Genomic DNA, 243 nt, shown 5'->3' on the forward strand with positions numbered 1-243 from the left:
TTGAACAACAACCAATCACAGTTGTTGTTCGTCAGCTTTCCAAATTGTTAAAGAGCAGATTTTGTTCTTTCGAACGAAACCATTTTTAAAGATTCTACTTTCTATTTTAAAGAAACAAGAACACTTAAAGATGGTGGAGCTATGCGGGATCGAACCGCAGACCTCCTCGCTGCCAGCGAGGCGCTCTCCCAGCTGAGCTATAGCCCCATCTGGAAGTTATTCCTTACTCTTAACTTTTTAAAC

The 243-nt window shown here is 41.2% G+C and carries 1 tRNA gene; it reads right to left on the minus strand.

Annotated features, from left to right (window positions below):
• Positions 1-131 precede the first annotated feature (131 nt).
• Positions 132-207: transfer RNA gene (locus tag BCU12_RS10330), tRNA-Ala, on the minus strand.
• Positions 208-243: the final 36 nt, after the last annotated feature.

This window comes from Vibrio sp. 10N.261.55.A7, from assembly GCF_002877365.1.
GTDB lineage: Bacteria > Pseudomonadota > Gammaproteobacteria > Enterobacterales > Vibrionaceae > Vibrio.